The 22,551-nt window shown below is 46.8% G+C and carries 26 protein-coding genes and 1 tRNA gene; 13 read left to right on the top strand and 14 right to left on the bottom strand.

Features of this window, described 5'->3' with window-relative positions; translation table 11 throughout:
- Nucleotides 1–15: 15 nt before the first annotated feature.
- The 3 genes from C943_RS04275 to C943_RS04265 all read right to left on the bottom strand — a co-directional run bounded on the left by C943_RS04275 (nt 16) and on the right by C943_RS04265 (nt 1,704).
- On the bottom strand, nt 16–384 hold the full coding sequence (locus C943_RS04275; protein ID WP_008624622.1) for a helix-turn-helix domain-containing protein: 369 nt from the start codon (nt 382–384) through the stop codon (nt 16–18).
- Nucleotides 385–500: 116 nt separating this feature from the next.
- Nucleotides 501–839, bottom strand: a complete 339-nt coding sequence (locus C943_RS04270) for an MGMT family protein (protein ID WP_008624621.1) — start codon at nt 837–839, stop codon at nt 501–503.
- Entirely contained in the window at nt 826–1,704 is an 879-nt protein-coding gene (locus C943_RS04265; protein WP_008624620.1) for a mechanosensitive ion channel family protein, read from the bottom strand. The genes C943_RS04270 and C943_RS04265 overlap by 14 nt, the downstream gene beginning before the upstream one ends.
- Nucleotides 1,705–1,764: 60 nt before the next feature.
- On the opposite strand from C943_RS04265, the gene C943_RS04260 reads away from it, so the two are divergent.
- Genes C943_RS04260 through C943_RS04250 form a run of 3 tightly spaced genes read left to right on the top strand, consistent with a single transcriptional unit; the run spans nt 1,765 to nt 3,599 of the window.
- Entirely contained in the window at nt 1,765–2,442 is a 678-nt protein-coding gene (locus C943_RS04260; protein ID WP_008624619.1) for an SDR family NAD(P)-dependent oxidoreductase, read from the top strand.
- A 12-nt stretch (nt 2,443–2,454) separates the two neighbouring features.
- Nucleotides 2,455–3,144 carry a head GIN domain-containing protein gene (locus C943_RS04255; protein WP_008624618.1) on the top strand — a complete coding sequence of 230 codons (690 nt, stop codon included), beginning with the start codon at nt 2,455–2,457 and terminating at the stop codon, nt 3,142–3,144.
- Nucleotides 3,141–3,599 carry a nuclear transport factor 2 family protein gene (locus C943_RS04250; RefSeq protein WP_008624617.1) on the top strand — a complete coding sequence of 153 codons (459 nt, stop codon included), beginning with the start codon at nt 3,141–3,143 and terminating at the stop codon, nt 3,597–3,599. Before C943_RS04255 ends, C943_RS04250 begins: the two co-directional genes overlap by 4 nt.
- 109 nt (nt 3,600–3,708) lie before the next feature.
- Here the strand turns inward: C943_RS04250 and C943_RS04245 are convergent, their stop codons facing one another.
- The 4 genes from C943_RS04245 to C943_RS04230 all read right to left on the bottom strand — a co-directional run bounded on the left by C943_RS04245 (nt 3,709) and on the right by C943_RS04230 (nt 8,568).
- Nucleotides 3,709–5,634 (bottom strand): CHU_0125 family OmpA-like outer membrane integrity protein, encoded by a 1,926-nt coding sequence (locus tag C943_RS04245; RefSeq protein ID WP_008624616.1) that lies wholly within the window; start codon nt 5,632–5,634, stop codon nt 3,709–3,711.
- 43 nt (nt 5,635–5,677) lie between these two features.
- Nucleotides 5,678–6,169 (bottom strand): hypothetical protein, encoded by a 492-nt coding sequence (locus C943_RS04240; protein ID WP_008624615.1) that lies wholly within the window; start codon nt 6,167–6,169, stop codon nt 5,678–5,680.
- A gap of 171 nt (nt 6,170–6,340) precedes the next feature.
- Nucleotides 6,341–7,132: a (Fe-S)-binding protein gene (locus tag C943_RS04235; RefSeq protein ID WP_008624614.1), complete on the bottom strand. Its 792-nt coding sequence runs from the start codon at nt 7,130–7,132 to the stop codon at nt 6,341–6,343.
- A gap of 101 nt (nt 7,133–7,233) precedes the next feature.
- Nucleotides 7,234–8,568 carry a 4Fe-4S dicluster domain-containing protein gene (locus C943_RS04230; protein ID WP_008624613.1) on the bottom strand — a complete coding sequence of 445 codons (1,335 nt, stop codon included), beginning with the start codon at nt 8,566–8,568 and terminating at the stop codon, nt 7,234–7,236.
- 106 nt (nt 8,569–8,674) lie between these two features.
- Between C943_RS04230 and C943_RS04225 the strand changes: the two genes are divergently transcribed.
- From C943_RS04225 to C943_RS04185, 9 genes are all read left to right on the top strand, one after another.
- Nucleotides 8,675–8,747: transfer RNA gene (locus tag C943_RS04225), tRNA-Phe, on the top strand.
- 359 nt (nt 8,748–9,106) lie between these two features.
- Nucleotides 9,107–9,355, top strand: coding sequence for a DUF6364 family protein (locus C943_RS04220; protein ID WP_040478975.1), 249 nt, complete (start codon nt 9,107–9,109; stop codon nt 9,353–9,355).
- Nucleotides 9,352–9,783 (top strand): type II toxin-antitoxin system VapC family toxin, encoded by a 432-nt coding sequence (locus tag C943_RS04215; protein ID WP_008624611.1) that lies wholly within the window; start codon nt 9,352–9,354, stop codon nt 9,781–9,783. Before C943_RS04220 ends, C943_RS04215 begins: the two co-directional genes overlap by 4 nt.
- A gap of 98 nt (nt 9,784–9,881) precedes the next feature.
- Nucleotides 9,882–10,094, top strand: a complete 213-nt coding sequence (locus C943_RS04210) for a hypothetical protein (RefSeq protein WP_008624610.1) — start codon at nt 9,882–9,884, stop codon at nt 10,092–10,094.
- A gap of 229 nt (nt 10,095–10,323) precedes the next feature.
- Nucleotides 10,324–10,812 (top strand): RNA polymerase sigma factor, encoded by a 489-nt coding sequence (locus C943_RS04205; protein WP_008624595.1) that lies wholly within the window; start codon nt 10,324–10,326, stop codon nt 10,810–10,812.
- Nucleotides 10,802–11,239: a hypothetical protein gene (locus tag C943_RS04200; protein ID WP_008624594.1), complete on the top strand. Its 438-nt coding sequence runs from the start codon at nt 10,802–10,804 to the stop codon at nt 11,237–11,239. The genes C943_RS04205 and C943_RS04200 overlap by 11 nt, the downstream gene beginning before the upstream one ends.
- On the top strand, nt 11,236–11,766 hold the full coding sequence (locus C943_RS04195; protein ID WP_008624593.1) for a DUF4252 domain-containing protein: 531 nt from the start codon (nt 11,236–11,238) through the stop codon (nt 11,764–11,766). Before C943_RS04200 ends, C943_RS04195 begins: the two co-directional genes overlap by 4 nt.
- A 15-nt stretch (nt 11,767–11,781) precedes the next feature.
- Nucleotides 11,782–12,261, top strand: a complete 480-nt coding sequence (locus C943_RS04190) for a DUF4252 domain-containing protein (RefSeq protein ID WP_008624592.1) — start codon at nt 11,782–11,784, stop codon at nt 12,259–12,261.
- Nucleotides 12,262–12,689: 428 nt separating this feature from the next.
- Nucleotides 12,690–13,280, top strand: a complete 591-nt coding sequence (locus tag C943_RS04185; protein ID WP_008624590.1) for a hypothetical protein — start codon at nt 12,690–12,692, stop codon at nt 13,278–13,280.
- 60 nt (nt 13,281–13,340) lie between these two features.
- Here the strand turns inward: C943_RS04185 and C943_RS04180 are convergent, their stop codons facing one another.
- The 7 genes from C943_RS04180 to accD form a co-directional block, all read right to left on the bottom strand.
- The gene (locus tag C943_RS04180) at nt 13,341–15,179 is read right to left on the bottom strand and encodes a pseudouridine synthase (RefSeq protein ID WP_008624589.1); all 1,839 of its coding nucleotides are present in this window, start codon (nt 15,177–15,179) and stop codon (nt 13,341–13,343) included.
- A gap of 92 nt (nt 15,180–15,271) precedes the next feature.
- Nucleotides 15,272–16,087 (bottom strand): N-acetylmuramic acid 6-phosphate etherase, encoded by an 816-nt coding sequence (gene murQ, locus C943_RS04175; protein WP_008624588.1) that lies wholly within the window; start codon nt 16,085–16,087, stop codon nt 15,272–15,274.
- Nucleotides 16,084–16,926, bottom strand: coding sequence for a hypothetical protein (locus C943_RS04170; RefSeq protein WP_008624587.1), 843 nt, complete (start codon nt 16,924–16,926; stop codon nt 16,084–16,086). The genes murQ and C943_RS04170 overlap by 4 nt, the downstream gene beginning before the upstream one ends.
- On the bottom strand, nt 16,923–17,156 hold the full coding sequence (locus C943_RS04165) for a cytochrome b5 domain-containing protein (protein WP_008624574.1): 234 nt from the start codon (nt 17,154–17,156) through the stop codon (nt 16,923–16,925). Before C943_RS04165 ends, C943_RS04170 begins: the two co-directional genes overlap by 4 nt.
- Nucleotides 17,157–18,308, bottom strand: a complete 1,152-nt coding sequence (locus C943_RS04160) for a formimidoylglutamase (protein WP_008624573.1) — start codon at nt 18,306–18,308, stop codon at nt 17,157–17,159.
- Between the two features lie 91 nt (nt 18,309–18,399).
- Nucleotides 18,400–19,701, bottom strand: coding sequence for an NADH:ubiquinone reductase (Na(+)-transporting) subunit F (nqrF, locus tag C943_RS04155; protein WP_008624570.1), 1,302 nt, complete (start codon nt 19,699–19,701; stop codon nt 18,400–18,402).
- Nucleotides 19,702–19,838: 137 nt separating this feature from the next.
- A complete protein-coding gene (gene accD / locus C943_RS04150) occupies nt 19,839–20,681 on the bottom strand; it encodes an acetyl-CoA carboxylase, carboxyltransferase subunit beta (protein WP_008624567.1) in 843 nt (280 codons plus the stop codon).
- 227 nt (nt 20,682–20,908) lie between these two features.
- On the opposite strand from accD, the gene C943_RS04145 reads away from it, so the two are divergent.
- Nucleotides 20,909–22,540, top strand: coding sequence for a carbon starvation CstA family protein (locus tag C943_RS04145; RefSeq protein ID WP_008624564.1), 1,632 nt, complete (start codon nt 20,909–20,911; stop codon nt 22,538–22,540).
- Nucleotides 22,541–22,551: the final 11 nt, after the last annotated feature.

Here is a 22,551-nt window from a genome sequence, read left to right as displayed (position 1 = left end):
TTTCCTCCTCCCCGATCAAATCTCCTGCTTCGCAATCAGGTCATTGATTTTCTTGAGGCGTTGGATATGGCTGTCCAACTTGTCGCTTGTGCCATCCAAATCCACCAACACCGAAACCATGCCGCTTGGTTTTTTGCCGTTTTCGCCGTTGTGGTGGTTGACCGATGGACTGACGGAGATCAATTCCTGCACATCCACTTCATACAGATCCGCCAACTTGATCGCATCTTCCATCTTGAGGTTGGAGCGGCCCTGCTCGTAGCGGGAATAAGCCGTATAGTCCTTCTTGCCCAAAAATTCGGCGATGTACTCTTGGGTATAACCTCTTAGCACCCGGTGCTTGCGCAGGTTTTCGGCAATATGGCTTTTGAGCGCGTAATCCATAATCAGACTGTTTTTTACGGATTCTTACAAAAAGCATACACTTTTTAAACAATCGGGCCAAAAAGTGTTGAAAAAATCAGGTTTTTATGACCAGGGACCAAAAAAGGAGGTTTTTTTCAGTCTAACGTCAAAGTATTGGGATCCCAAAAAACCTTTTCAAAATCGAGAATCCTGTCGTTTTCCACTTTCACACCCTCGGCTTCCAAGCTTTCCTGCATTTGGGTGGGAGTAGCAAAATGATGCTTGCCCGTCAAAACGCCCACACGGTTGACGACCCTGTGTGCCGGGACATCCAAGTGGGCATGGGCTGCGTTCATCGCGTAGCCCACCATTCTTGCCCCGCTCTTGATACCAAGATAGTTGGCGATGGCGCCGTATGATGTCACGCGCCCCCGGGGAATCAGGCGTACAACTTGGTACACCAAATCAAAGTAGTTTTCCTTAGTACCCGCCATGACTCAGTTTCAATAAAAATTCCTGAAGCTGGCTTTCAACGGATGGATCCTGGTCCATCGGTACTTCCAGGGTGACTTTGATCTTGCTGAAGTCCTTCTGTATTTCCATCAGCTTGGGTTTGATCGTCAATATCTTCCCATCTTTGATTTCCTGTTCAAACCTTTTTTCAAGTAATTCCTGCAGCCGCTCCACTTCCAGTTTTTTGTCATGGGTTATGTCCATGACAAACTCTATGTTTTTGTGGTCGAGTTGGCCCAAATTGGTCACTTGGGTGTTGAGGATAAGGTTGTTGGGTACAATGTGACGCTGTCCGTCGTCTTTCTTGATCACAACGTTAAGTAAAGTGATATCATCGATGATGCCGGTTTGATCGCCGATTTTGATCGTGTCTCCCAGGGAAAACTGGTCGGTAAACATCAGTATCAACCCATTGATGACGTTTGTAAAGTAGTCCTTCGTCAAGATCGCTATCGCCGCCGCGACGATGGTCAGCCCGGTCAGGAACTCCAACGGCTGGATGTCGAAGGCCAGCATGATGGAGATCAAAATGATGACGGAATTCAGTATATTGGAAATCCAGGCGATTCCCAGCAGGAAATTGCCGTGGGTCCGTTCGTCCTTTGCCTTGCGCATGTAGAACCTGACGACGGAAATCCTCGCCAAGGAAATCAGGATATTGCCGCCAAGCAGAAACAGGATAGCGCCGTGGAGGCTGCTGATTCCGGTAAATTTGTCCAAAAGCTCCTGATAGGCGGGGATTGACCTGGCAGCGACCAACAGTGTCAGGTAAAGAATCAGCTTGATAACGAAGTTGCGTTTTTTCCTGGATTCAATCAGTTGAAAAGGTGAACTCGAAATCTGCATCGGAAATTTGAAAATGACTTTGGACTAGGAATGTTAATTTTGGGTAAAAATAAGTGAAATATGGAAAGGAACATCATCATCACAGGGGGTGCAGGTAATCTTGGGAAGGCCGTGGTGCAAAAATTCAAACGTGAAGGTTACAAAGTGATAGCGACGGTACTTCCGGAATCGGAGGATATCGTGGAAGATGCCGACGATACCTACGCGGTAGATGTAAGCGATGAAAGCTCGGTGAGGGATTTTGCCGCCGAATACAATTCCCAATATGGGGAACTCGACGCCGTTGCCTTGTTGGTGGGCGGTTTTGCAATGGGAAAGATCGAGGAAACATCCCAAGCTGACATTGAGAAAATGATCCGCCTCAATTTTTTCTCTGCTTACAATATGGTACGGTTTTTTCTACCCTTAATGAAAAAGGCAGATGCAGGGACATTTCTGTTGGTAGGGGCAAGGCCTGCTTTGGAACCCGCTGCGGGGAAATCCTCAGTGGCCTATTCCTTGAGCAAAGGCCTGGTGATAGAGCTCGCCTCTTTGATAGCGGAAGAAACCAAAGAAAGCAAAATCCGTGTACATGTCTTTGTTCCGAATATCATCGACACCGAACCCAACAGAAAGGCCATGCCGGATGCAGATTTCAGCAGATGGGTCAGCCCTGCGGAAATTGCGGAAACCATGCACTTTGCGACCAACAATCCTGCGATCAGAAACACAACCTTTAAACTATACGGAGGCGTTTAACCCCAACTAAAAATGAAGACAAAAACCAATCTACTTGCAATCATTCTCTTCCTGATGTCAGGCGTATTCGCTTTGGCACAAACCCAGAAAGACACACGGAACCTTGGCAATTTTGACGCGGTAAAAGTATCCAACTCCATCAAGGTCGAATTGGTCAAAGGGGAAGAAAACAAGGCTGAAGTCAGCGCCTCGGGCATTGACGTCGGCAATGTCGAGACCTCGATCGTGGGTGGGACCTTGGAAGTCAGACTTGCCCGCGGCAACTTCAAGAACTTCAACGTGAGGGTCGTGGTAACTTACAAGGATATCCAAGGAATCGAGTCCCACACTTCTTCTCATGTAGTGGCGAAAAGCAAAATCGTAGCCGAATCAGCGTATCTATTTGCCGCTACGAGTGGGTTTATTGATGCAGAGATCGAAGCAACAGAACTCAGCGTCGAAGCCGCAACCAGCTCAAAAATCATGGTTCGTGGCAGCGTCGACCAAGTCGAGGCAAAATCATTTACCAGTGCGGAAATCGACGGTACACGCTTGGAGGTAAGTGATGCGACCGTTCAAGCCAATACTGCGGCTACGATCCGACTGCACGTGACTGATGCCATCACCGGTTCGGCGGCCACTGCAGCGAAGATATTCTACGGTGGAGATCCAAGTACCATAGATGTCAAGACCGGAACGGGAGGTACCGTACAAAAGAAATGAGATACCTGAAGACAATCCTCCCAGCATTCTTTTTGGTTTCGCTGGCGGCACCTGCCTTCGCCCAAGAAGAGAAGGAAGTCGAGAAAGTCATTGCTTCGTTGTTTGAGGGGATGAAGACCAAAAACACGGAGCTACTCCAAGCTGCATTCCATCCCGAAGCCAGCATGCAGACAGTTATAGCGGGAGAAGAGGGGGCAAAGCTGGGATCAAATTCTGTCCAGGATTTCGTCAACCGTATTTCAAATACACCCGCAACCACCCAATTGGATGAGCGGATTTTGGAATATCAGGTCAAAATCGACGGGGACATGGCGGCTGCTTGGACCCCATACAGGTTTTATGTCAATGATGCATTCAGCCACTGCGGCGTCAATTCTTTCCAATTGATCAAAACCGCAGAAGGTTGGAAAATCACTTACATCATCGATACCCGACGTAAACAAGGCTGTGACTAGGGTCTTGTCAATAAAAACATAATAAAAAAGGAGGCCGAAACCTCCTTTTTTTTATTGCTGAATGCTGGCTAGAAATGAATCCCAGCGAAGTGAATATTTCACATAATCATTACTCTTTGATCTCGATCACCTTGAATTCGGTCCTTCTGTTGACCTGGTGCTCTTCCTCAGTCTGGGCATTTTGTATGATCAACTGGCGTTCGCCATAGCCCTTGGCCACGAGCCTGCTGGCATCTATACCTTGTGACACAATATAGGCGACTGCTGATTCTGCCCTTCTTTGGGAAAGGTTATCGTTATATGCATCGCTCGAGCGTGAATCTGTATGTGAAGAAAGCTCAATGCGGATACTAGGGTTGTCCTTCAGGATTTTGACCAATTTGTCCAACTCAATAGCCGCATCCGGACGGATATCCGCTTTGTCGAGGTCGTAATAGATATTGTCAAGAACGATTGCTTTTTCCAAGATCAACTTGTCCAGCACAATCGTGGTATCCAGCATGACGTTGGTGACGTCCTGAACGAGGTCTTCTACCCGAGGTGTCTTGCCCAAAGTAGAATAGGTGATGCTCTTGGAAAAATATCCGCTCTTGGATGCGATGATCGAGAAGTTCTCATTGGGTGCCAAAGTGAATCGAAGGCGGCCATTTTGGTTGGAGAAATCACCCCCAATGTTCTTGTTGCTGGAGTCATACAACACCACCCTGGTTTGTGGCAAAACCGCTTCTGTCCCGTCTTCCTTTCCTTCCTTGGTAGTCACGTTGAGAAATACGTTGACGATCTTGGGCTTGGGGGATTTGTCTTCAAAGAAGTAGATATCGTCATCGCCCAAGCCCCCCTCACGATTGGAGGATAGGAAGCCTTCAATAGGGTATTTGGTGAAGAAAATCCCAAAATCATCCGCTGTAGTATTGATGTTGGGGCCTAGGTTTTTCACTTCCCAGCCTTTGTCCGTGCGCTCCGCGACAAAAAGGTCCATTTTGCCAAATCCGGGATGCCCATCCGAAGCGAAAAACAATTTGCCATCGGGTGCCACGTAGGGAAAATGCTCATTGCCAGGTGTATTGATTTGGGCTCCCATATTGACGGCGTTGCCGAAATCCCCATTGGCCAACTTAGTAGCCCGGTACAAGTCCAATCCGCCCTGACCATCCGGCCTGATGGAGGCAAAGTAAAGTTCATTGCCATCGGGACTGAAAGCAGCTGTCTGATTGGCATAAAACTCATCTTCGTTGATAGGCATCCAAATCGGCATCGTGAACCCTCCGCCTCTGAAGTAGGAGGCAAATAAGTGTGTATCCGGCAAATCTTTTTTGCTTCCTGAATTGGCCCTGGAATAAATCATCGTATTCCCGTCAGGACTGAGCACCAAGGAGCCCTGGTTAAGGTTTTCCTCATTGCGGAACTCCGGCAGCGGCTGAATGCTTTGTACATCGACCTTGATACCATCGGCTTTGGTTCGGAATAGCTTCATGACCGGAGTGCCAGTTGCATTGTATATCGTGCTTGATTGTCTATTGCTGGTAAAATACAAATAGCCTTTGTGAACGACTGGAGAATATTCTGCAAGTGGCGTGTTGAGTAGTTTGTAGTTTTCTACCTGCATGTAGGGATAGTAATCGCTGATTTCGGCTACTTTTTGCATCCCTGCGATTTCCCTTTCCGCCAGTCTGATGTAGCCATCATCCAATGTCAACCCTTTGGCTTTGGTGAATGATTCCTTTGCTGCGGCGTATTCACCTTGGCTTTTCTGGGCTTGGCCCAATTTGTAGTAAGTATCGAAGGTCTCTTCTAGGGATGCTGCCTTTTTGTAATAATCCAATGATTTTTCAATCCTGTTGCTCAGGCGATAGCTCTCAGCCACATACAAATTAGCCTGCTTATTGTCGGGGTCTTTCTCCAACACCTTGGAAAATGTACCGATAGCAACTTGATATTCGCCCGATTGGAACTGTCCCTGCCCCTTCTGTATCAGACTCGTACAGCCGGCGAGCCAAACGGAAAAGGCAAGCAACAATATCGAAATTCGCTTCATGGTCTACAGAAATCTGAACTTTAAATATAGAACATTAATCAAATTAATTCTGAAAGAATTTCCCAAGCCAGGAATCCTTCGCCTTGGTAATCCAGACGGAGTCCAAATCTGATTTCCTTGCTACGGCTGGATTGAGTACCAAGGATTCCGATTGGATTGCCCCCGCGGCTACCCGAGACTTTATACCTGAAAACGGCAACACCTCAAGTTGGTTGTCGGATTTGAAAAATGAAACCTTTCCTTGGTCGAGCAGATTTATATGCAGGGTTTCTTCCAAGTCCCTGAGCGTCCGCACGGAGGAGTCGATCGAACAGCCGCTTGCGCCGAGTTGGCTTTCGTCCACTGCCAAGATGAGTATCTGACCAAACCGTATGTCAAATGAAGTCGGCATTCCTGCGCCATGCGTATTCCACTGTCCGCAGAAACGCTCCAAGGTCCGCTTGACCGTCGTCAACTCATCTTCGTTCAACTTCCGGTCTGCTTGATAAACCCACACGCGGGCATGCGCAGGCATCTGATCAAATGGAATGTACATATTAATTGCTTTTGTCTATCTTCCAAATATCCGAATTGGGCGAAAGGTTCCGAATGGATAACGGAAAATATGCGGAAGTGTATGTAGGAATGTGTGAAAATCTATTCCAAAAACGGAAAATGTCTCCCAGCGTATGGCCAGAAGACATTTTCACCAGCATTGGGTTTACATTCAAATTCCCATATCCTTGGCCAGCAATTCGGCCAAATCCAACACTTGGACTTCGGATTCTTTTTCTTTGTTTTTCACACCGTCCATCATCATCGTGAGACAGAAAGGACAGCCGACGGCGATGGCTGAGGCACCAGTGGCCAATGCTTCCTCGGTGCGCTCGATGTTGATGTCTTTTTTGCCATGCTCGGGTTCCTTGAACATCTGTGCACCTCCCGCCCCGCAGCAGAGGCCTTTGGTCTTGCAGCGCTTCATCTCTACCAATTCCACATCGAGGGCTTTGATGACCTCACGGGGTGCCTCATAGACGTCGTTGGCGCGGCCCAGGTAGCAGGAATCGTGGAAGGTGATCTTTTTTCCCTTGAACCCACCGCCGCCTTTGAGCACGATCTTGCCTTCGTTGATTAGCTGCTGGAGAAACTGTGAATGGTGGATGACCTCATAGTTGCCGCCCAATTGCGGGTATTCGTTTTTGATCGTATTGAAGCAATGGGGGCAGGCAGTAACGATCTTTTTGACCTCATAGGCATTGAGCACCTGGATGTTATTGATGGCCATCATTTGGAACAAAAACTCATTCCCGGCCCTTCTGGCAGGATCGCCCGTGCAGGACTCTTCAGGTCCGAGGACAGCAAACTTGACGCCGACTTTGTTCAATATCTTGGTAAAAGCGACCGTAACGGCCTTGTACCGTTCGTCAAAAGAACCGGCACAACCAACCCAAAACAATACTTCAGGGCTCTCTCCTTGGGAGAGCATTTCGGCCATGGTAGGGACTGTGTATGTTGACATGTTTGGAGATTTGAGATGGGAGATTTGAGATTTGAGACTAGAAACCAGATGCGAGCGCTGAAGTTTTGGCAGTCTCACGTCTCATATCTCATGTCTATTGTCTATTTTATTTCTTCATTCTTAACCTTTTCTGCCCAGTTGAAGCGATCCGACGGGGAAAATTTCCAGGGCGAGAAAGACGTTTCGATATTTTGGAACATGGCATTCCACTGGGCTGGGGTGCCGGATTCCTCCATGGCCACATACCTGCGGAGTTGGAGGATGATGGAAAGCGGGTCTATATTGACCGGGCAGGCTTCGACGCAGGCATTGCAGGAAGTGCAGGCGTTGATTTCTTCTTTGCTGATATAATCGCCCAAGAGCGATTTGCCATCTTCCAAGCCTTTACCTCCAGTATCCAGACTTTTGCCCACTTCCTCGGCACGGTCGCGGACATCCATCATGATTTTTCGGGGGGAAAGTTTCTTGCCCGTCAGGTTGGCAGGACATTCCGAAGTACATCTTCCACACTCGGTGCAGCTGTAGGCATTGAGGATATTGACCCAGGTGAGGTCATTGATGTCCTTGGCACCAAACCTCCCGACTTCGGCAGGTGCCTCGCTGCCGCCATCCGTTGCCAAACCCAACATGAGGTTGACCTCCTTGGTGACGGCGGGCATGTTTTCGATTTCACCTTTGGGCTTCAGGTTGGAATACCAGGTGTTGGGAAACGCGAGGAAAATATGCAAGTGCTTGGAATAGGTCACATAGACCGCGAAGGCGAGAATCCCCACAATATGGAACCACCAGGCGATACGTTCGATAGCCACCAAAGCCCCGTCGCCCATTCCTTGGAATATTGGCTGAATCAATCCGCTGAAGAAAAGCCCATCCAACAAAACATACTGCGGATGGTTTCTTTGGGCAAGGATTTGGTCGGTAGCGTTCATGCTGAGTATGGCAACCATCAAGATGATCTCAATGACCAAAATCAGGTTGGCATCCATGGCCGGCCATCCCTTCAGTTCGGGCTTCACGAAGCGCTCGACTTTCATGACATTCCTCCGGACCAAAAAGGCCACGCAGGAAACCAATACCGCCACTGCCAAAAACTCAAAGGCATTCATGGCAACGGTGTAGGCTTTGCCTAGCACCGGATGGAAGATGCGGTGGGTGCCAAATATCCCGTCGATGACAAACTCAAGGACTTCCAGATTGATGATGAGGAAGCCTACATAGATCAATAGGTGCAGGAATGCGGGAACCATGCGCTTGAACATTTTCTGCTGTCCAAAAGCCACAAGCAACATGGTTTTCCAGCGCTTCTCGGCTTGGTCATTGCGGGTTTCTCCCTTTCCGAGGAGGATATTCCTGCGGAGAAATGCGATGCGCTTGGACAAAATGTAGCCTGCAATCCCAAGGACCAGAATAAATGCCAGCTGGGGTAATATGCTCATATTGTTAGAATTAAGCGTTTTTGATGGGTATCGACTTACTTTTTTTGATCAAATACCTTGCATGAATGTTTCAAATATCTACCTTTGCAACACTTTTAACGGAAACGGTGATGTAGCTCAGTTGGTAGAGCATCGGACTGAAAATCCGTGAGTCGGTGGTTCGAGTCCACTCATCACCACAAGTCCCGAGGATCTCGGGACTTTTTTTATGCCCTTTGGTGAACGCTTTGGCGGTATTTCCTTGACCTTTCATCCAATTTTTTTGACAGTGCAAAATATAAAATAGTAGGCATGCATACTATTTTTTCCGATAATTTAGATTGAGTCTAAGGAGGGGGCCCCTGTTCGATATTCGGACTTGGACATTCGAAATTCGATATTCAAGTAAATTCAGGATCAAGAATATTGAACGCCGAATAATGAATCATGAAGTGGGCCTCAGTTCAATATTGGCGTGGGCGGCAATTCGGCATCATGGGTGGGATAGTTTACATTTTTCCAATATATACGTATCTTTATAAACTCAACTACACGTGTTATGACAACTAAATTGACGCTTACAATAGACGATTCCGTGATCGCTACTGCGAAGGAATTTGCAAAGAACAATGGAAAGAGCCTCTCACAAATTGTTGAAAATTACCTGATGACCTTGACTGCACAAGACAACATGCAAGAGGAAATCTCTCCTAGGATTTTGAAACTGATGGGCGCGATTGAATTGCCGGAAGATTTCGATTACAAAAAGTCACTTACTGAAGCCCTTTCAAAAAAATATAAATTATGAGGCATTTGTTTTTAGATACCAATGTGCTGATTGACTTTTTGGCAGACAGAAAGCCCTTTTCCATCGATGCGGCAAAACTGTTCAATCATGCGCTCAACAAAAAAGCCACCATTTATCTCGCCACAGTTTCTTACAACAACATTTACTACATCATCAGACAGACCAGTTCGCATGCTGACGCAATAAATATACTTTCTGAACTACAAGACTGGACCGAGGCCATTGACGTTTCAAAAGAAGTAATCAGACAAGCTTTGAAATCAGACTTTAGAGATTTTGAAGATGCGATCCAATATCATTGTGCCAAAGCATTACCGATTATCGACTGTATTGTCACGCGCGACACCAAGGATTTTAGGACAAGCTCAATACCAACAATGACTCCGAGGGAAGCGCTCACGTTGATAGATAATACCAGCCAAACGTAGCCTGGCGAGAATTTTTTTGATAGATTACTCCTGAGTATGCGCCTTTGTTAGGCAAGTGTCCACATCACATAAGAATTGACAAACGATCCCAGTAATCAATGAGCAAATACAATCCCCTATGGGAGTTTGTCCAGAAGGAGGGAAAATCCCAAATGAAACTGAGTTTTGATGAAATACGCGAGATCCTCGGGATGGATATAGACCATTCATTTTTGAATTGCAAAAAGGAACTTGCCGAGTTCGGGTATCAAGTCGGAAAAATATCAATGAAGGAGAAGACGGTGACCTTCAAAAAAATTGATTCGGTCTAGATAGGCAGAACCCTCGATTTCCACTGAATTTGATGGACTATCTCGAGAAAGTATTAATCGCGCTCGCCAGTGGCCTCATCCACCAACTAGCCCCAGACCTTCGCCCAATAACCAAAAACTCAATAACGAATCACCAATAACCCAACAACCAATCCCCCAATCATAAATTCCCTCCATTTTTTCCCCAACTTGCTGTAACATTTAGATTTTCCCTGCATCATCTACGCGAATGAAGACATTTTTTGAAGCAAGTATCTGGCCGCTCAAAAACAAGCTGTACCGCATGGCGTACCTCTGGGTCAAGGACCGGGATGTCGCGCAGGACCTGTTGCAGACTGTTTTCGAGAAATCGTGGCGGTACCAAGAGCAGCTTCAAAATATGGAAAACCCGACCGGTTGGTTGGTCCGGAGTCTTAAAAACGAGAGCCTGCAGCATTTCAGGAAAGCCCAGCGCATCGAACCGCTTGGGAATCTGGAACCCGAGGCGATCGAAACCGGAGAAGAAGGGCGATCCGAGGAAGTGAAGCAGGTGTTCGCCTTTTTGGAATCCCTACCCGAAAAGCAACGAGAGATCTTCCAACTCAGGGAAGTGGAGGGACTGACCTACGAGGAGATCGCCGAGTACCTGGAGATTTCCATGGAGCAGGTCAAAGTTAACCTCCACAGGGCCAGGAAATCATTGAGAAACTATTTGACCCAACACGCACATGAGCGATAGATTGGAAAAATTACTGGAAAAATACTGGGAAGCGGAGACCGACTTGGCAGAAGAAGCTGAGCTCAAAACGCTGCTCGGCAAGGCCGAGGGCTATGCTGAAGAGAAGAAATTCTTCCTCGGGCTCGAGTCCATTGCGGCCATGAAACCTTCCGAAATGACGATGCCGAAGCAGGAAGTTTGGCTCTGGGCCAATTGGAAGAAAATTGCTGCTTCACTCCTTGTCATGGCCGTGGCCGGGGCGGCCTATCAGCGCTATGAAACAAAAAAGGCAGAGCGTGAAGCCTATGAACAGGTCATGCAGGCCTTGGCCTTGATCCAGGAAAACATGCAGAAGGGGACTTCCTCGATGCAGATCATGCAAGAAATGAAACATCTCAACACCACGCAGGAAATATTTCAGATTCCTGCCAAAACCGATAACCCATGAAAAAGTACCTGATTTTACTGGCGTTTGTCTTTTCGGTGGGTGCCGCCCACGGACAGGATGATGCGATCGTGAAGTTTTTTTCCAAATACATGGAAGACGACAACTTCTCGCGGGTCTACATCAGCCCCAAAATGATGCAGATGGCCGGGGGATTTCTCAAATCCGCCGCGACCTCGGATAATGACAAGGAAGCCGAGGAACTAGGCGTTCTGATATCCAAGGTGAAAGGAATCAGAATCCTTTCCACGGAAAGTGGCAACGGTAAATCCTTGTACAACGAAGCCATGGGTACGCTAACCAAAAACAAATACGAGGACCTGATGGACGTGGCCGACAAGGGCTCCAATACGAAGTTTATGGTGCGTGAGGAAAACGGCATGGTCAAAGAGCTCCTCATGATTTCGGGTTCGGGCGAGAGTTTTACCCTCCTCAGCATGTTGGGTAATTTCACTTACCAAGACCTGAATATCCTCGCCGAAAAAACCAATATGCCCGGCATGAACGAATACCAAAAAGGAAAAAAATAAACCAACCTCTATACCATGAAAAAGCTTATCCTGATTCTCAGCCTGTCCCTCGTTGGACAATTTGCCTTCGCCCAAAGTAAAAGCGTCGACGCACTCTACCAAAAATACAAAACCAACGATGATTTCTTCCATATGGACATCGGCGGCAACTTTATGAACTTTGCGGAAGGCTTCAACGTGAAGCTTGACGAGGCAAACATGGAGGGAATCGTGAAATCCCTCGAGAAGGTAAAGCTCTTCAAACTTCCGGAGAACGTAGGTTCAGCCGAAACAGAATTCAAAGCCCTGCAGAAATCCCTGGAAAAGGAGCGCTATGAACTTCTGATGGAAACCCGGGACAAAGGCAACAGCGTATTGATTTTCACCAAAGGCAACAATGTCATCAGCGATGTTGTTGTAATGGTCAATGACAAAGAAGGCGAAATGATCGTCGTCGAATTGCTCGGGTCTTTTGATTCCAAAACCTTAGCCGATGCGGGAAAGGGTTCGAAGTAACGCAGATATTCCCTAAACCAACTTACCACTTTTAAGAAAAGGACAGGCGTCAGGCCGGGTCCTTTTTTTATTTTCCGGAACTTTGGGAGGCAGGATCAAATACAGCCAGAAGATATTCAAGAAAAAATATTATTTGGCCAGATCCCTCGAAATCAGATTATCCAGTTCTTTGCGATCGATTCCGATAGAATATTTGACAAATGTAAATATGATATCAAAATAGTTATTTTGTTGTCTATTTTGTAATAGATATTAATTTTTATTAAAATATTTGCAATAAAGAATCCCGTATTCTATGTTTGTCCCGAAGTCAATCGACTGGCCCACTTGATCCGCCCCCAAATAGCCCCCCGATGATTGTTTGGAAATTCAGTTTCCCAGGGGTTAGCAAAAGTTAGAATTCTCAAACCTATTAACTATTTATTACCATGAAAAAGTTACAAGCTTTTATCCTTGCCCTTGGCGTGTCGGCGACCGCCATGGCAAATGTCTCAGGTTCTGTTGATCCTGATCGTGCGAGTGTTACTGTCAGAAAAGTGGACAACACCAAGGTTCAACTGATCTACAGTATGAATCCTGTGGCACCTGTCACCGTGAAAATCTACGATGCCAACAAGTTTTTGGTACAGAAGGACAAGATTGTTGCGGACAAGCCATTTGCAAAGGCTTATGATTTTGTCAACCTTGTTCCCGGCAAATACGCAGTCGAAATCCTTGAAAACAACCAAGTGATCGATCAGTATATGCTCGATATGGGCACCCCTGTAAGCAAGCCAATCGCATTCTCCATGGTGGAGAAGGTCGAAAACAACAAGTTCAAATTGTTGTACAACGGGTTGTCAGCGGTCAACCTCGAGATTTTGGTTTTCGAAAACGACAAACTGATCCATGAGGAACACGTTTCTGATGTCAATGGCTTCCAGAAGCTCTACAAAATGGAAGGCGTAAGCCCAAGAGCGAAGCTTGAGTTCTTTGTGAAGACAGACGAAGGGTTCACGCAACTCTTGGCTGCGAAGTAATTGCTCAAGGGGCGGAAAAAATGAAGGCTGTTTCGGGTTCGAAACAGCCTTTTACATTTGCTATTTGTTGAGGAACTTGAGGCGAATCACCTCCTGTTCGGACAGAAATCTATACCTTCCACGTGGCAGGTCCTTTTTGTCCAGACCCGCATACAGGACACGGTCAAGTGCTACGACGTCATATCCGAAATGTGCAAAAATCCTTCTCACAATCCGGTTTCTGCCCAAGTGGATTTCAAGGCCTAGGATGGTCCGGTCTTTTGAAAGCACCTGCATGTCGTTGACATTGACAGGGCCATCTTCGAGGGTGAAGCCTTCCAAGATTTCCTCCTCATGCTTGTGGGTCAGCGGTTTATCCAAGGTTACTTGGTAAATCTTCTTTACCTCATTTGATGGATGCGATAGCTTATCTGCCAGTTCACCGTCGTTGGTAAACAGCAACAGGCCAGTCGTATTCCGATCTAGTCTTCCTACGGGGAAGACCCTTTCTTCACAAGCATTTTCGATCAATTGCATGACCGTTTTGCGCTCCATCGGATCATCGGTCGTAGTGATAAAATCCTTGGGCTTGTTGAGGAGAATATAGACAGGCTTTTCGGGACGGATGAGTTTTCCCCTGAAGGTCACCTTGTCGGAACGCAGCACCTTATGGCCCATTTCAGTTACTACTTCGCCGTTTACCATTACCTCGCCCTTTTTGATCAGTTCGTCCGCTTCACGTCTGGAGCAGATCCCTGAATTGGAGATATACTTGTTGAGACGGAAAACCTCATCATCTTTGCCTTTTTTGCCCTTTTGAAGATTTTCCAAATTGTACTTTGGCCGCTCTTCGGGTGCTTCAGCTGAATATGCTTTTTTGGAAGACCGTTCTGTTCGGTCTTCTATTTCCGATTTTGGAACTCTGGCATACACAGGCTTTTCATCCTTACCTCTACCTCGGTAGACAGTTTTGAAATCTCCCTCTTCCGCCTCATCCTTGTCTGCTTTGGGGAATTTTCGGGGTTTTTCTTCTTGATCTCCAGCGCCAAACTTGCTGAAGTCCGGCTTTGCCAGTTTTTCTTTGGGAAGTTCCTCATCTTCCTTGAAGAACCGCTTGATGCGCTTCTCTTCGAAACTACCTTTCCGCTCAGTTCTATCCTCTCCGCGGGACTCTTTCCATTCAGGCTTTGGCTTGTCTTCATACCGTTTTGGACGGTCGCCCTCACCAGAATCGCGGTATCTGTCTCCTGATTTTCCGTAGGATTTTGGTTTTTCAAAATCCTTTTTGTCTTCCCAGGATCGCTTTCCGCTTTCGCGGTTATCAGACCTAAATGACTTCTTCTCCGGTCCTTCCTCTCTTCCTCGCCCTCTCGCCGGTCTTTCTTCATCTTTTCGGAATCGTGGCTTTTTCTCTTCCCAATCCTTTCTTCTTCCTTCCCGATCATCGGATCTGGAAAATTTCCTTTCACCCGATTCGTCTCTGCTGCGGCCTTTGTTTGGCCTCTCTTCGTCTTTGCCGAATCTAGGTTTTTTGTCTTCCCAAGTACGCTTGGAGCCTTCGCGTTCGTCAGATTTGAAAAACCGCTTTTCCCCCGAATCATCTCTTCCACGACCTCTACTTGGTCTTTCATCGCTTTTTCCAAAGCGTGGCTTTTTGTCTTCCCAATCCCGCTTTTTACCTTCTCCGCCCTCAAACTTTGAAAGCCATTTTTCCGCATTGTCTCCGCCTTTCGAGTCGGTGCGGCCTTTGCCGAATCCTGATTTTTTATCTGACCAGCTGTCTCCCTTACCCCCTGAGAATTTTGACTTTCCAAAGGAATCATCCTTGGAAAATCCCTTCTTTTTGTCGGATTTTCCTTTGCCTGAATCCTTAGAGCCAAAATCTTTTTTTGAACCGTAATTTCTATCGTCTTTTCTCATTGTAATTGCAGCATCGCTGCTGTATCTGTATTGTTTTTAATTCCCTGATTTTAAAAGGGATGCAAAGTTACCCAAAGTTTCGGATTAATATGTCAGCCCTTGAAAGTATTGGAATATGCTTCCACCGCCTTGCGTACCGAGCCATGTTCCAGCAAAAGGGAGCTGGCATGCTCAGCATCCAAACCTGTGGCCTCCATGATCATCTTGGTCCCCCTTTTTACCAATTTCGCGTTGGAAAGCTGCATGTCCACCATCTTATTTCCTTTTACCCTACCTAGCTTGATCATCGTCGTAGTAGAGATCATGTTCAGGACGAGTTTTTGGGCCGTGCCTGCTTTCATGCGCGTACTTCCCGTGACAAATTCGGGCCCAACCACTACCTCGATCGGATATTCCACGGCTGCCGCAAGCGGTGTATTGCTATTGCAGGTAATGCAACCAGTTAGGAGACCTGCTTCCCTGGCCGCCTTTACACCGCCGATGACATAGGGAGTGGTGCCTGAAGCTGCGATACCGATTACGGTGTCATTTTCATCAAAACCAAAGGCCTGGATATCCTGCCAAGCTTGGTTTGGGTCGTCTTCGGCATTTTCGACTGCCTTCCGAATCGCCTGATCACCACCCGCGATAATGCCCACCACCCAGTCGAACGGGACGCCATAGGTAGGAGGGCATTCGGATGCATCCAGGATTCCTAGCCTTCCACTTGTACCTGCGCCGATATAGAAGAGTCTGCCACCTTTTTCCATCCTTGGAACGATGTGGGAGACCAAGGCCTCGATTGCTTTTAGCTGCCCTTCGACAGCATGTGCGACTTTCTTATCTTCCTCGTTGATATGGTGCAAAAGGGTGCCGACATCCATCTTTTCGAGGTTGTCGTAGAGGGAGGAACTTTCGGTGGTGCTCATAATAATTCTTGGTGGTAAAGCGTCAGCCCTTCGATGGGACTTTCGATAATCAAATTTACGTGGATGTCTACATCGTAGGCGGCATTTCTCAGGATGTCACTGTTATAAAAGGCAATGGAGCCCACGAAGTTGACTTCCTTCTTTTTATAGTCGTCATATTTCATGACATGCTTTCTGAAAAAGTCCTGAAACGATTGGTAATAAAGCATGTAGCAATAGGGGTCGTTGATATGCTCGGTAATAAAGCGGCAAAAGCTCGCCATGTAACGCCCCGGGAATGGCTTTTGGTAGACATGCTCGATGATTGTCTGGTTGTCGAGCTGGAACTTCTCGAGGACCTTTTCCCGGATTTTCTTGGGCATTTCCTCATGGATAAAATCCTGCAGAAATTTCCGTCCGATGTAGGCGCCACCTCCCTCATCGCCCAAAATATAACCTGGTGCCGGACGCTTGGCTATGATGTATTCACCGTCATAATCACAGCTGTTGGAACCAGTGCCCAAGATGCAGGCAATTCCAGCATGGTGCCCGCAGGTCGCCCTTGCAGCCGCCATCATATCATGGTCGACATTTATTTCAGCCCTTTTGAAAATCCTGCGAAGCGCATGTTCAACTTGAGAGCGGTTTTTGGGGGAAGTACAGCCAGCACCATAGAAATAGATCGTTTCGATATCGTCTTGGGCCTTGAGCAGGAATTCATCCTGCAATTCATTGGACATTTCCTCGGCGGTCTGGTAGTTGGGGTTAAAGCCAATTCCCCTATGCTGTCCGACAACGCCTTTATCCGAAAGAATCCGCCAATCTGTTTTGCTGGCTCCGCTGTCTGCGATGAGTATCATGGTTCGATTAGGTGGCCTATTGCTTTGAATCTTTTAAAAACTTCTTCTGTGTGGGGAGCGTCTTTCAGCTCCTCTGTAAGGTCTTGCCCTGCCCAATGTTCATAATGCTTGCCGTTTTTCCAGAGTCGGGACTTGGTAACGTCGTAGATGGTCCCTTTGTAGGCGATCCAGATCTCGGGTTTGTCCTGCCCATTTCTCAGGGCCAACTGCTGCCTCGTGACAGGTTTCATTTACAAAAGCTTGATTTGGGCATTGATCCATCGATCGGGAACCTCTCCTGCTTGGGCCATCTGATAATCCTGGTAACTGCAGGGAATAATGCTGGCCCGGTCAAACTTATCGGCATCCTGTTTGGGGATTTCCATCCACCATTTCTCGCTGCGTTTGCTTTTGTAAAACACCAAAATGGAGGGTTTGGAGTCCAAAGATACGGTATATTTGACATAATCGCTCCCCTTGAATGATAGCGAATCCTTCCTATCATAGAATCCCTCGATGAAGTACCAGATCATCGTTGCGATGACGGAAGCGGTCTTATTGCGGCTATCGTCATAGTAAGGTTGATAGCCATAAATGCCCATCGAGGACAGTTTTTCATTCAAACCGGCAAACCTACAAATCTGGCAGGCTTCCTCTCCAGTCAAGCCAAACGGCTGCGCATCTGCGGCACCGGGTGCATCCGAGGATTGGATAGCGCACACGTCGAAACTCATCAAATCGGCATTGCGGACTATGGGCTCGATTTCCTTGAAATGGCCCTTGGTCTGTCCGAGCCTGACGTGTTCGAAATAAAGCTTTTCCAAAGCCCCCATTAGGTCTTTATCCACGAGAAAGCTTTGATAGGCTAAATGGCTGTAATTGAAAAGGAAATTTGGCTGATGGAGAATGATGTCTTGGGAATGTTTCTCAAAGGGCAGACCTTCTTCTTCCATATCGATCTTAGCATCGACAGTAACCAAGGATACAAGTTTCTCTATGTTTTCGTAGGCCAGGTATTGCCCCAAGTCAAGGTCATGGGATCCACCGAAGAAAATTGGAAGAATTTGCCTCTTCAGCAAGGCCTCACCCACCTCTTGAATCAAACGAATGGAATCCTCATAGCTCTCGCCACGTTTGAGATCACCTAGGTCGACGATCTTATAAAGTCCGTGCCCTTTCTTGAGGTGGTAGAGTTTTTCCCTGATCTCCAAGGCAGCCCGTTCCATGCTCTCCGGCCGCTTCATACCCCTAGTTTCTGTCAAACCGATCAGAGCAATCTGCACGCCCTTCAAGTCTGGGAATGTCTCTCCATAGTAGTGGATAAAGTTGAAAAATGAGTTGTGGCTGAAGGTTTGTTGAAAAAGAAAATCCGGGACAGGCTCAAAATAGGATTTGATATTCATAGAGGATAGGCAAATGCTATCCAAAAATAGTCAAAAAATCCAGAGGGAAATAAAAAAGTCCCGCAGTTGGCGGGACTCTTTTTAGGGTGGATCAACCACCGAAGTCGTCAAATCTGATGTTTTCTTTTGGAATTCCCATATCATCAAGCAGCTTCAGAACTGCCGCGTTCATCAATGGAGGACCGCAAAGGTAGTACTCGATTTCGTCTGGCTCGGGATGGTTTTTCAAGTAGTTGTCATACAATACCTGGTGGATAAAGCCTACGTAGCCGTCGCCTTCGCCGTCCAATGACTGCTTGATTTTCCAATTGTCTTCAGGAAGCGGCTCGGACAAACCGATGTAGAACTTGAAGTTCGGGAAGTCTTTTTCGATGTTCCTGAAATGAGGCACATAGAAGAGTTCTTTTTTGGATCTACCACCATACCAATAGGAGACCTTTCTGGAGGATTTCTCTGTATGGAAAAGGTGGAAGATGTGTGATCTCAATGGAGCCATGCCGGCACCACCACCGATGTAGATCATTTCTCTTTGTGTTGGGTTGATGTGGAATTCACCATAAGGACCCGAAATGGTTACTTTGTCGCCTGGTTTTCGGGAGAAAACGTAAGAAGAACAAACCCCAGGATTTACATCCATCCACTTGTTGTTTGCTCTGTCCCATGGCGGAGTAGCAATTCTGATGGTCAACATGATGATGTTTCCTTCCGCAGGGTGGTTTGCCATGGAGTAAGCCCTGAAGAGCTCCTCGTCATTTTTCATCACTAAGGACCAAAGGCCAAACTTGTCCCAATCACTCTTATAAACATCTGCAGGGTGGCCCAACTCAGGATGTGGTGTAATGTCCATATCCTTGAAGTTGACCGTGATGGCAGGAACGTCGATTTGGATATAGCCGCCGGACTCGAAATGAAGAGTCTCGCCTTCTGGGAGTTTTACCTTAAATTCCTTGATGAAAGTAGAAACGTTGTAGTTGGAAACGACTTCGCATTCCCATTTCTTGATACCGAAGATTTCCTCTGGAATTCTGATCTTCATATCCTGCTTCACTTTAACCTGGCAGGATAGTCTCACGTTCCCTTGTTTTTCTGCCCGGCTCAAGTGACCTTCTTCGGTTGGAAGTACTTCACCGCCACCTTCTTCGATCACGCACTTGCACATGGCACAGGTACCCCCACCACCACATGCAGAAGGGAGGAAGATTTTTTTGTTGCCAAGCGTGCTCAGCAGGGATGATCCTGCAGAAGTGACAATTGGATTGCTTTCGTCGCCGTTGATGATGATTTTTACATCACCTGAAGCCACCAACTTGGACTGGGCAAACAACAGGATAAAAACGAGTAGCAGGATAATCACCGTAAACGCTACTATCGATGTAATAATTACTGAACCCATTTAATGATAAATTTACTTTTGATTTTCGGTACAGGTGCCCGCTTGGGCTCACAAATATATTTATTAATCCATACAAACGGCCAAAGCAAACTTGAATTTTGACAAAGGGCGTGGATGTATATAGAAAAGGATAACTTCTAATTCTTCAGAAGGTTTAGCAAGGTTGTCAATCTGTTTTTCAACTGACGTCTGTCGATGATAAAATCAAGGAAACCGTGTTCCAATACAAACTCGGCACTTTGGAAGCCCTTGGGCAGGTCTTTGCCAATTGTTTCACGTATTACCCGTGGCCCCGCAAACCCGATCAACGATCCTGGTTCAGCAATGTTGAAATCGCCCAACATGGCATAGGAGGCAGTGACTCCCCCAGTCGTAGGATCTGTGAGTAAGGATATATAAGGAATACCCGCCTTGTCCAACAGCGCCAACTTGGCGGAAGTCTTGGCCATCTGCATCAAGCTGAATCCTGCCTCCATCATCCGCGCACCCCCAGACTTGGAAATCATCAGGAAGGGAATATTGTACTTTAGCGAATGGTCGATCGCCCGGGCAATTTTTTCCCCAACAACAGAACCCATCGATCCTCCGATAAAGTTGAAATCCATACAGGCCACCACCAAATCGATCTTGTTCATTTTCCCAACCGCTGTTCTTACCGCATCGTTGAGTTCAGTCTTCTTGATGGTATCAGCAATTCTGCTTTTATAGGATTTGGTATCGTAAAAATTCAACGGGTCACCAGACTTCACGTTGGCATCCAATTCCTCAAACTGGTTATCGTCAAAAAGTAATTCAAAATATTCCTTGGACCCAATCTTTACATGATAGTCGTCGTCAGGACATACAAAGGCGTTGTTTTTGAGCTCGCGGGTATGGATGATGTTTCCTTGTGGTGTCTTGAACCAAAGCCCATCCGGGGTATCCTTTTTTTCCTGCGTGGAGGTTTTGATTCCTTTATCAGTCCTTTTGAACCAAGCCATAGTAAGTTGTTTTTGCTGAAAGGTTTCTTTCGGGGAGTACAAATTTAGAGGTATTCTCCATTAAATAAAATCTACGGAAAAACTTGCGCTTTGCCGACAAAGAGTCGCCTAGACTTAGACTTCAGCCCCAAGATTGCCCCTTATTCGTCCATTTTTGGGATTATTGAAATATTCATTTGCAAATTGGAAGATTAGCAGGAAATTCAGGTTCCAAAATATCCAATGGCATGGCATTAACTACGCTACTTATACTTGCTGGTATCATCCTGATTGGCGCTTATTTCAGCTACGGCAATCTGGTCTACAAAAGGTTTGGCCTCAACAATGCTAGAAAAGCGCCCTCCCATGAGTTTTCGGATGGGGTGGATTATGTTCCAAGCAGGCCCATCGTTGTGCTTGGCCATCACTTTGCATCTATAGCGGGCGCCGGTCCGATCGTGGGGCCAATCATTGCAGTGACGTTTGGGTGGATTCCGGCGGTAATATGGATTTTGGTCGGGGGTATATTCTTCGGCGCGGTGCATGACTTGGGCAGTATGGCGGCTTCGTTGAGAAACCAAGGGAAGTCCATCGGGGTCATTATCCAAAGAAATATCGGCTACCGGGGAAAGCAGTTGTTTATTCTTTTTAGCTTTTCCACGCTAATACTGGTGATCGGTGTCTTCACAGACATTATCGCCAAGACTTTTGTGACCAACGCGGGCGTGGCATCTGCCTCGATATTATTCATGTTTTTGGCAATCGCATTTGGCTTTGTAAGCAAGATTACCGGCAGCAACAAAACAGCCTTTGTGATCAATTCCGTTGTTGGAGTTGTACTGATGTACTATTTCGTTTACCTCGGTATGCAACTTCCTTTCGCCTTGGATTACCAAGTTTGGGTGTACCTGTTGTTGGGCTATGCGTTTTTTGCATCCGTGACGCCGGTTTCGTTTTTGCTTCAGCCCAGGGACTACCTCAACAGCTTCCTATTGTATGGTCTGATCATTTTTGCGGTAGTCGGTATTTTCATTTCCAACCCAGAAATCAAAATGGAAACGACCGTCCATATCAGCGCTGATAATTTGGGATACCTGTTTCCGGTATTGTTCGTGACCATCGCCTGTGGAGCGATATCCGGATTTCATTCCTTGGTGGCCTCAGGTACAACTTCGAAGCAATTGGACAAGGAGGGCGATGCAAAAATTGTGGGATTTGGGGGAATGCTTATCGAATCTTTCTTGGCCATCATTTCAGTCGGCGCAGTGGTTATTTTGACAAGGTCTGAATATGTGAGCAGGTTATCGGTCGAGGGGCCCGTGGCGTTATTTTCCACAGGCTTGGGGAATATGATTGCCTCAACCGGTATTTCGGAACAATTCGCCGTTGGCTTTGTCGCACTGACGGTTTCCGCTTTTGCGCTGACGACCTTGGACACTTGCACGCGTTTGGCAAGATTTACTTTGCAGGAATATTTTGAGGATGTAAAGAGCCCCGTTGGCATCAAGATTTCCCAAAACAGGTATGTATCTACCACGGTGGTCGTCATTCTTTCGATCTTGCTTTTGGCTTCCGGAAGCTTTGCGACCTTATGGCCCATATTTGGATCGGCGAATCAGTTGTTGGCAGCCTTGGCCTTGCTGGCGATCGCGGTTTGGTTGAGCAAACAAAATATCAAAAACACCTTTGTGACGATTCCGATGTTCTTCATGTTTGCAGTCACACTGAGTTCGCTGGGACTTTTTGCCTGGAAAAATTTCCAACAGGAAGTTTATGTACTTTCCATCATCGCAGCGCTGCTTTTTGCGCTTTCGATTGCATTGATTGTATTGGCTTCAAAGAGCTTGAAAAAGGAAATCGAAAGCCCAGTAAGGGTTTGAAAAAAGCTCAA

The sequence above is a fragment of the Mariniradius saccharolyticus AK6 genome, assembly GCF_000330725.2.
Taxonomy (GTDB): Bacteria; Bacteroidota; Bacteroidia; order Cytophagales; family Cyclobacteriaceae; genus Mariniradius; species Mariniradius saccharolyticus.
Note: the sequence above shows the minus strand (reverse complement) of the source record. Positions and strands in the feature narration are given on the sequence as shown.

Excerpts from the sequence above, each read along its gene's own strand:
- C943_RS04275 (WP_008624622.1), bottom strand. The coding sequence starts at position 384 with ATGGATTACGCGCTCAAAAGCCATATTGCCGAAAACCTGCGCAAGCAC.
- C943_RS04270 (WP_008624621.1), bottom strand. The coding sequence starts at position 839 with ATGGCGGGTACTAAGGAAAACTACTTTGATTTGGTGTACCAAGTTGTA.
- C943_RS04265 (WP_008624620.1), bottom strand. The coding sequence starts at position 1,704 with ATGCAGATTTCGAGTTCACCTTTTCAACTGATTGAATCCAGGAAAAAA.
- C943_RS04260 (WP_008624619.1), top strand. The coding sequence starts at position 1,765 with ATGGAAAGGAACATCATCATCACAGGGGGTGCAGGTAATCTTGGGAAG.
- C943_RS04255 (WP_008624618.1), top strand. The coding sequence starts at position 2,455 with ATGAAGACAAAAACCAATCTACTTGCAATCATTCTCTTCCTGATGTCA.
- C943_RS04250 (WP_008624617.1), top strand. The coding sequence starts at position 3,141 with ATGAGATACCTGAAGACAATCCTCCCAGCATTCTTTTTGGTTTCGCTG.
- C943_RS04245 (WP_008624616.1), bottom strand. The coding sequence starts at position 5,634 with ATGAAGCGAATTTCGATATTGTTGCTTGCCTTTTCCGTTTGGCTCGCC.
- C943_RS04240 (WP_008624615.1), bottom strand. The coding sequence starts at position 6,169 with ATGTACATTCCATTTGATCAGATGCCTGCGCATGCCCGCGTGTGGGTT.
- C943_RS04235 (WP_008624614.1), bottom strand. The coding sequence starts at position 7,132 with ATGTCAACATACACAGTCCCTACCATGGCCGAAATGCTCTCCCAAGGA.
- C943_RS04230 (WP_008624613.1), bottom strand. The coding sequence starts at position 8,568 with ATGAGCATATTACCCCAGCTGGCATTTATTCTGGTCCTTGGGATTGCA.
- C943_RS04220 (WP_040478975.1), top strand. The coding sequence starts at position 9,107 with ATGACAACTAAATTGACGCTTACAATAGACGATTCCGTGATCGCTACT.
- C943_RS04215 (WP_008624611.1), top strand. The coding sequence starts at position 9,352 with ATGAGGCATTTGTTTTTAGATACCAATGTGCTGATTGACTTTTTGGCA.
- C943_RS04210 (WP_008624610.1), top strand. The coding sequence starts at position 9,882 with ATGAGCAAATACAATCCCCTATGGGAGTTTGTCCAGAAGGAGGGAAAA.
- C943_RS04205 (WP_008624595.1), top strand. The coding sequence starts at position 10,324 with ATGAAGACATTTTTTGAAGCAAGTATCTGGCCGCTCAAAAACAAGCTG.
- C943_RS04200 (WP_008624594.1), top strand. The coding sequence starts at position 10,802 with ATGAGCGATAGATTGGAAAAATTACTGGAAAAATACTGGGAAGCGGAG.
- C943_RS04195 (WP_008624593.1), top strand. The coding sequence starts at position 11,236 with ATGAAAAAGTACCTGATTTTACTGGCGTTTGTCTTTTCGGTGGGTGCC.
- C943_RS04190 (WP_008624592.1), top strand. The coding sequence starts at position 11,782 with ATGAAAAAGCTTATCCTGATTCTCAGCCTGTCCCTCGTTGGACAATTT.
- C943_RS04185 (WP_008624590.1), top strand. The coding sequence starts at position 12,690 with ATGAAAAAGTTACAAGCTTTTATCCTTGCCCTTGGCGTGTCGGCGACC.
- C943_RS04180 (WP_008624589.1), bottom strand. The coding sequence starts at position 15,179 with ATGAGAAAAGACGATAGAAATTACGGTTCAAAAAAAGATTTTGGCTCT.
- murQ (WP_008624588.1), bottom strand. The coding sequence starts at position 16,087 with ATGAGCACCACCGAAAGTTCCTCCCTCTACGACAACCTCGAAAAGATG.
- C943_RS04170 (WP_008624587.1), bottom strand. The coding sequence starts at position 16,926 with ATGATACTCATCGCAGACAGCGGAGCCAGCAAAACAGATTGGCGGATT.
- C943_RS04165 (WP_008624574.1), bottom strand. The coding sequence starts at position 17,156 with ATGAAACCTGTCACGAGGCAGCAGTTGGCCCTGAGAAATGGGCAGGAC.
- C943_RS04160 (WP_008624573.1), bottom strand. The coding sequence starts at position 18,308 with ATGAATATCAAATCCTATTTTGAGCCTGTCCCGGATTTTCTTTTTCAA.
- nqrF (WP_008624570.1), bottom strand. The coding sequence starts at position 19,701 with ATGGGTTCAGTAATTATTACATCGATAGTAGCGTTTACGGTGATTATC.
- accD (WP_008624567.1), bottom strand. The coding sequence starts at position 20,681 with ATGGCTTGGTTCAAAAGGACTGATAAAGGAATCAAAACCTCCACGCAG.
- C943_RS04145 (WP_008624564.1), top strand. The coding sequence starts at position 20,909 with ATGGCATTAACTACGCTACTTATACTTGCTGGTATCATCCTGATTGGC.